Raw genomic sequence first — 6,000 nt, 5'->3', positions numbered from 1 at the left:
ACGTGACCAATCGTGCCGATGTTCACATGAGGCTTAGTGCGCTCGAATTTACCTTTTGCCATAGTCTCTTTCCTTGGACGGCCTTGACCTTCAGTTCAGTCGAATGCGGGGCGATTAGCGACTACGGCCGAAAAACACAAGTGCCTTGTGGCCGGGTGCGCTGTCCACTCGGTCCGAACCGACGATCCGATTGCGGGGATATGGCGCTGATATAGGAAGGCCCTACGGGAAATGAAATGGGGCAGCCGGCTTCGACATGCATTCGCAAACACCGGACGCTCTCTGGCCCTTGCCTGCCGGTTCGGCGGCCCGCGCGTGGCCCATTGCCGCTGCGGCGCCGGTCTGATTTGCTCGTCCGATGCATTTCATCCCCACATCCATACGCGGCCCGCTGTTCATGATCGTTTCGACGGGGTCCTACCTCGTCAACGACACGATGATGAAGCTCGCCACCGCCGGCTTGCCCTCCTATGAAGTGCTGTTCCTGCGCGGGGTCGCGGCCACGCTGTGGGGCATGCCACTGCTGTTCCTGCTGGGTTACGGCAAGCAGATCCCGCTGATCTTCGACAGGCGCGTGCTGCGCCGCAACCTGCTCGAGCTGGCGGCGATCCTTTGCTATGTGGTGGCGCTGGCCAACATGCAGATCGCCGATTCGACGGCGCTCGGGCAGATCACCCCGCTCCTGATGCTGGTCGGCTCCTCCATCCTGTTTGGCGAGCGGATCGGCGGCGTGCGCATGGCGCTGATCGGGCTCGGCTTCGTCGGCGCGGTCATGGTGGCGCAGCCGACCATGGAGGGCATCTCGGTCTATGCTTTGCTGGCGCTTGGCAACGCCGCCCTGTCGGCCGCGCGCGATCTCGCCGGCAGGCGCGTCCCGGCCGAGGTGCCGGGCATGATCGTCGCCATTTCCGCTGTCGTGGTGGTGCTGATCGGCGCGGGTGCCGCGCATCTCGCATCCGAGCGCTGGGTGATGCCGGAAGCCCGTCACCTGCTGTTGATGGCCGGCGCCGGGTTCTTCCTGATCTTCGGCCATTTCTTCATCTTCATGGCCTATCGCGTCGGCCCGACCGGCGTCGTGGCGCCGTTCTACTACTGCTTTACCGTCTGGGCGGTCATTTCAGGTGTGCTGGTGTTCGGGCAGTTCCCCAATGCCCTGGCGGTCTGCGGCATCCTGCTGGTGGTGGCGAGCGGACTGACCATCGTCTCACTGGATGAACGCAAACGCAGGCTGACCGTCGTCGCATAATCCTCGCGACGACGATTACGGCAGCAAGGAAGCGGTGCTAAAGCGTCCGCTTGCCGCTGATCTGGTGATAGGCCCACAGCACGACCACCGCGCCGATCACGGCGACGATCAGGCTCCAGATGTTGAGGCCAGTCACGCCCGTGGCGCCGAAAGCGCTGAAGATCAGGCCACCGACGATGGCGCCGACAATGCCGAGCACGATATCCATGATCAGGCCCTGGCCGGTCTTGTTGACGATCTTGCTGCCGATGAAGCCGGCGATGACGCCGAGGATGATCCAGCTGATGATGCCCATTTTTCCTCTCCATTCTCCCGCCGGCCGATCATGGTCACATGATTGTCAAAAGCTCAAGCCAACTTGAAATTCGGCCCACGCGCTCCATTCTAGCCAATGGGACGGGGCTTGGTCGCAATGGAGGATTGACCTATGGGACTCTTTGACAACGCCGTACCTGGCGGCAACATTACCAAGCCGCTGATGATCGCGCTCGGCGCGCTGCTAGTCGGAAAGATGCTGAGCGGCAGAAATGCCGAACAGCCGGACGAACCCGCCGCCCAGCCTCAAACCCCCGCTCCCACCGCCTCCGGCGACGGCGGCCTGCTCGGCGGACTGGGCGGACTGCTCGACAAGCTGAAGGATGCTGGCCACGGCAATGTTGCCGATTCCTGGGTAGGCACCGGGCAGAACCAGCCGATCAACGCCAACGATCTCGGCAAGGCGATCGGCCCGCAGGTCATCCGCGAGATTGCGCAAAGGACCGGGCTCGACGAGCAGGAACTGCTCAAGCAATTGTCCACCGCCCTGCCCGGCATCGTCGACAAGCTGACGCCGAACGGACAGGTGCCGCAACAGCACCAGGTCGCATCGGCTTTCAACAACTAGACTTCTGCGCTGGCATCACGCGCAAACGCGCCCGACGCCGCCTTGCGGTTGTCGGGCGTTGTTCTCAGCAGCGCCGTGAATTTTTCAGCGGTCGACGTATCGACCGGCGTGTAGACGGAAACCGAAAAATCGCTGTCGCGTCCGCCCGGTTGCAGCGTCGCGAAATCGAACGCCATCGCGCCGGCGACAGGGTGCCGGATGGATTTCCGCCAGATCGGTGGTTCGGCGATGTCGCGACTGGTCCAGCAGGCGGCAAACGCCTCGCTTGCCGCCTCCAGTGATGAAACGAGTGCCGCCAGCACCGGATCGCGGGTCATCGCCACGGTGGCAAGCCGGAACTGCGCGACGGCCGAGCGCGAAACCTCCGGCCAGTCGACAAAGCGCTGCCGCCATTCCAGGTCGAGAAACAGTCTGGCGATCAGGCTGCCGGACCATTCATCATCGGTCTCGAAATTCCCGAGCAGCACCGTCGCCGGGTGGTTCCAGGCAACGACCTGCCAGTAGCGATTGACGATGTAGGCCGGATGCGGCGCCAGCCCTTCGAGCAGGCTCAGAAGCGGCGCGCTGGGCAGGCCATGTTCGCCGAGGCGGTTGCGCCAGTCGAGATCCGGACGCGCCAACTGGAACAGATAGGCCTGCTCGGACCGGCTCAGCCTCAATACCCGCGCCAGCGATCGAAGCACTTGCGGCGATGCGTTCACCTCCCGCCCCTGTTCGAGCCAGGTGTACCAGGTCGTGCTGATCCCCGCCTCGGCGGCAACCTCCTCGCGCCGAAGGCCCGGCGCCCGGCGGCGGCCAGTGGCGCCTTCGATCCGCGGCAAGCGGTCTCGTCGCTCGCGCAGGAAGCGGGCAAGCTCATCGTGGCGTGGGCCGTCATACGTCATGCTGTCACCCACAATACCAGTATAATCTATAGTCTTGTACCCCTTTAAAGGAAAGCTAGGTTGCGGACGATCGCAACATAAGCCCAAGGGGACACCCACCAATGAACGCACTGAACGAGATCCGACAGATCGACTACACCGTCATCTTCGCCCGCGACATGGCCGCCATGCGGCACTTCTACGGAGAGGTGATGGAATTCGAGCTGCAGCGCGAGCTGGGCGACAGGTGGATCGAATACCGGGTCGGCTCCAACACGCTGGCATTGACCAGCCTCGGCATGATGTTCAACGACACGCCGCAGCGGCAAGATGCACTGTCGCTGCAACTGGCCTTTCGCGTCGCACCGGCGATGGTCGCGGCTTGCGCTGAGGCTCTTCAGGCCAAGGGCGTAGAACCGGTCCTCCCGCTCACCGACCAGGAATGGGGCCACAGGACAGTGTTCTTCCGCGATCCCGACGGCAACGTCGTCGAGGTATTCGCTGAAATCTGAGGCGCATTGGGGAAGTTTGGAGCGGGTAGCGGGAATCGAACCCGCATATTCAGCTTGGAAGGCTGCTGCTCTACCACTGAGCTATACCCGCTTCGCTTCAGGGCTGACGAGCTGGCAGTGGTGGAGAGGGTTGGATTCGAACCAACGTAGGCTAAGCCAACGGATTTACAGTCCGTCCCCTTTAACCACTCGGGCACCTCTCCAGCCTGCCGTCGAAGCCTTGCAACGAGGCATTCTCGCCGATCCGGTTTGAACCCGAAGGTTTTTCTCCGAAATCAGCGAAGCGCCTTATGGCGGCAAGGCTACTGGGTGTCAACCGCACCTCTGGGCAAAATACGCTGATTTTGACAGCCTGCCCGGCAAGCCGGCTTTCTGCCTGTATCCACAGCCCGGCGACGCGGCTATAGAAGCCGGCCATGAGCAATGACAACACGCCCAAGACCGCCAAAGACACCCATTACGCCAAGCTGCGTCGCGCCCACCGCGACGAGAAGGCCGGCGGTGCGCCTGCCTTCCGGCCGCGCCAGCCGGTGCCGCCGGGCGAGAATGCCGCCGACGGGCTGGTGCGGCTTTATGGCCTGCACACGGTGCGGGCGGCGCTCGACAATCCCCGGCGCAAGATTCGCAAAATGCTGGTAACGCGCAATGCCGCCGAACGGCTGGCGATTGCCGACCTTGCCGCTTTGCCGTTCAAGGCGGAACTGGTCGAGCCTAGGGATATCGACAAGATCACCGGCTCGGACGCCGTGCATCAGGGCGTGCTGATAGAGGCCGAGCCGCTGAAGCCGAAGCGCCTCGACGCGCTTGGCGACACGAAACTGGTGCTGGTGCTCGACCAGGTCACCGATCCGCACAATGTCGGCGCTATCCTGCGCTCGGCGATCGCCTTCGGCGCCGGCGCGCTGATCACCACGGCCCGCCATAGCCCGCAGGAATCCGGCGTGCTGGCCAAATCGGCCTCCGGCGCGCTGGAGCATATCGACCAGATCGAGGTGAAGAACCTGGCTGACGCGCTGGCACAACTGCATGAAGCAGGCTTCCAGACCATCGGCCTCGATTCGGACGGTCCGGCGGAACTCGAAACCAGTTTTTCCGGCAACAAGATCGCGCTGGTGCTCGGCGCCGAAGGCAAGGGCCTGCGCCAGAAGACGCGCGAGACGGTGACGACCCTCGCCCGCCTCGACATGCCCGGCGCGATTCGTTCGCTCAATGTGTCGAACGCGGCGGCGGTGAGCCTCTATGCGGCGCGGGCTTTTCTGAAGCGCAGCTAAGGCTGAAAGCGGCATCCGTCTAGCGAAAACGGGCTCCGGCGTTTGACGCAGGAACCCGTTCTTGGCAGGCAAGAGTTGGCGGCTTGGGAACGTTGCGCCGCCTTCTCCCGACCTATGCTGCTTTGCCCTTGGCTTCGGTTGCTTTTCCGCCGACCTCGAAATTGGCCATCCGCTCCAGCGCGCGAACCAGCGCCGAGTGATCCTCTTTGGCACCGCCATTGGCGGCGCAGGAATTGAACAATTGCTGCGTGGTCGAGGTGTTGGGCAAGGAGACACCGAGCGCCTTGGCGCCCTCCAGCGCCAGGTTGAGATCCTTCTGGTGCAGTTCGATGCGAAAGCCCGGTGCGAAGGTGCGCTTGACCATGCGCTCGCCATGCACTTCGAGGATGCGTGAGGCCGCCAGACCGCCCATCAACGCTTGCCTGACCTTGGCCGGATCGGCGCCGGCTTTTGACGCAAAGACCAGCGCCTCGGCAACCGCTTCGATTGTCAGCGCGACGACGATCTGGTTGGCGACCTTTGTGGTCTGGCCGACGCCGTTCGGCCCGACCAGCGTGATGTTCTTGCCCATCTTCTCGAAGACGGGCTTTGCGCGCTCGAAGGATTTCTCATCGCCGCCGACCATGATGGTCAGCGACGCCGCCTTGGCGCCGACCTCGCCACCCGACACCGGTGCATCGAGATAGTCGCAGCCGAGATCGTTGATCTTCTGAGCGAAAACCTTGGTTTCGATCGGTGAGATCGAGCTCATGTCGATGACCAGCTTGCCGTTGCTCAGCCCGGCGGCAACACCATTGTCGCCGAACAGAACCTCTGCGACCTGAGGCGTGTCAGGCACCATCGTGATGATGATATCAGCCGCCTTCGCCACGGCGGCGTGGCCGGTGACGGTCTTCAGCCCCTTGCCGATCAGGTCAGCCGAGGGTTTCGAGCGGTGGTCGCTGGCGATGACGGTGTAGCCTGCGTCGAGCAGGTGCCCCGCCATCGGCCCGCCCATGATGCCGAGGCCGATAAAGCCGATGGTTTCCATGTTGGTTCTCCGTAATTTGTTAGGTCGCGATCCTTCGCGCCCCCCTCTGTCCTGCCGGACATCTCCCCCACGAGGGGGGAGATTGGCAGTTTCGACGCCTCGCTCATCCTGCAAGGCTGGGGATTGGCGAAAGCCGAGATGACAGCTGATCTCCCCCCTTGCGGGGGAGATGTCCGGCAGGACAGAGGGGGGCGC

7 protein-coding genes, 2 tRNA genes and 1 pseudogene are annotated in these 6,000 nt (G+C 63.2%); 4 read left to right on the top strand and 6 right to left on the bottom strand.

The annotated features are described in order from the left end of the window. Positions 1 to 62, bottom strand: a pseudogene (locus AC1DZ8_RS30835) (GTP-binding protein); the annotation flags it as partial. A gap of 296 nt (positions 63 to 358) precedes the next feature. On the opposite strand from AC1DZ8_RS30835, the gene AC1DZ8_RS30830 reads away from it, so the two are divergent. Further along, entirely contained in the window at positions 359 to 1,246 is an 888-nt protein-coding gene (locus tag AC1DZ8_RS30830; RefSeq protein WP_477310170.1) for a DMT family transporter, read from the top strand. A gap of 37 nt (positions 1,247 to 1,283) precedes the next feature. Here AC1DZ8_RS30830 and AC1DZ8_RS30825 read toward each other — a convergent pair whose 3' ends face one another. Beyond that, complete coding sequence (locus AC1DZ8_RS30825) at positions 1,284 to 1,541, bottom strand: GlsB/YeaQ/YmgE family stress response membrane protein (protein WP_477281461.1); 258 nt, start codon at positions 1,539 to 1,541, stop codon at positions 1,284 to 1,286. 132 nt (positions 1,542 to 1,673) lie between these two features. On the opposite strand from AC1DZ8_RS30825, the gene AC1DZ8_RS30820 reads away from it, so the two are divergent. After that, positions 1,674 to 2,129, top strand: coding sequence for a YidB family protein (locus AC1DZ8_RS30820; RefSeq protein WP_477310168.1), 456 nt, complete (start codon positions 1,674 to 1,676; stop codon positions 2,127 to 2,129). Here the strand turns inward: AC1DZ8_RS30820 and AC1DZ8_RS30815 are convergent. Next, positions 2,126 to 3,013: a helix-turn-helix transcriptional regulator gene (locus AC1DZ8_RS30815; protein WP_477310166.1), complete on the bottom strand. Its 888-nt coding sequence runs from the start codon at positions 3,011 to 3,013 to the stop codon at positions 2,126 to 2,128. The genes AC1DZ8_RS30820 and AC1DZ8_RS30815 overlap by 4 nt on opposite strands. A 101-nt stretch (positions 3,014 to 3,114) precedes the next feature. On the opposite strand from AC1DZ8_RS30815, the gene AC1DZ8_RS30810 reads away from it, so the two are divergent. After that, on the top strand, positions 3,115 to 3,504 hold the full coding sequence (locus tag AC1DZ8_RS30810) for a VOC family protein (protein ID WP_477310164.1): 390 nt from the start codon (positions 3,115 to 3,117) through the stop codon (positions 3,502 to 3,504). A 17-nt stretch (positions 3,505 to 3,521) separates the two neighbouring features. Here the strand turns inward: AC1DZ8_RS30810 and AC1DZ8_RS30805 are convergent. Both AC1DZ8_RS30805 and AC1DZ8_RS30800 read right to left on the bottom strand, forming a co-directional pair. Beyond that, positions 3,522 to 3,595 (bottom strand) — tRNA-Gly (locus AC1DZ8_RS30805). A 27-nt stretch (positions 3,596 to 3,622) separates the two neighbouring features. Continuing rightward, positions 3,623 to 3,707, bottom strand: a tRNA-Tyr gene (locus tag AC1DZ8_RS30800). Positions 3,708 to 3,920: 213 nt separating this feature from the next. On the opposite strand from AC1DZ8_RS30800, the gene AC1DZ8_RS30795 reads away from it, so the two are divergent. After that, entirely contained in the window at positions 3,921 to 4,775 is an 855-nt protein-coding gene (locus AC1DZ8_RS30795) for a TrmH family RNA methyltransferase (protein ID WP_477310162.1), read from the top strand. A 112-nt stretch (positions 4,776 to 4,887) separates the two neighbouring features. Here the strand turns inward: AC1DZ8_RS30795 and AC1DZ8_RS30790 are convergent, their stop codons facing one another. Further along, a complete protein-coding gene (locus tag AC1DZ8_RS30790; protein WP_477310160.1) occupies positions 4,888 to 5,805 on the bottom strand; it encodes a 2-hydroxy-3-oxopropionate reductase in 918 nt (305 codons plus the stop codon). Between the last annotated feature and the right edge of the window lie 195 nt (positions 5,806 to 6,000).

Source organism: Mesorhizobium sp. P2_F7 (assembly GCF_056403695.1).
Note: the sequence above shows the minus strand (reverse complement) of the source record. Positions and strands in the feature narration are given on the sequence as shown.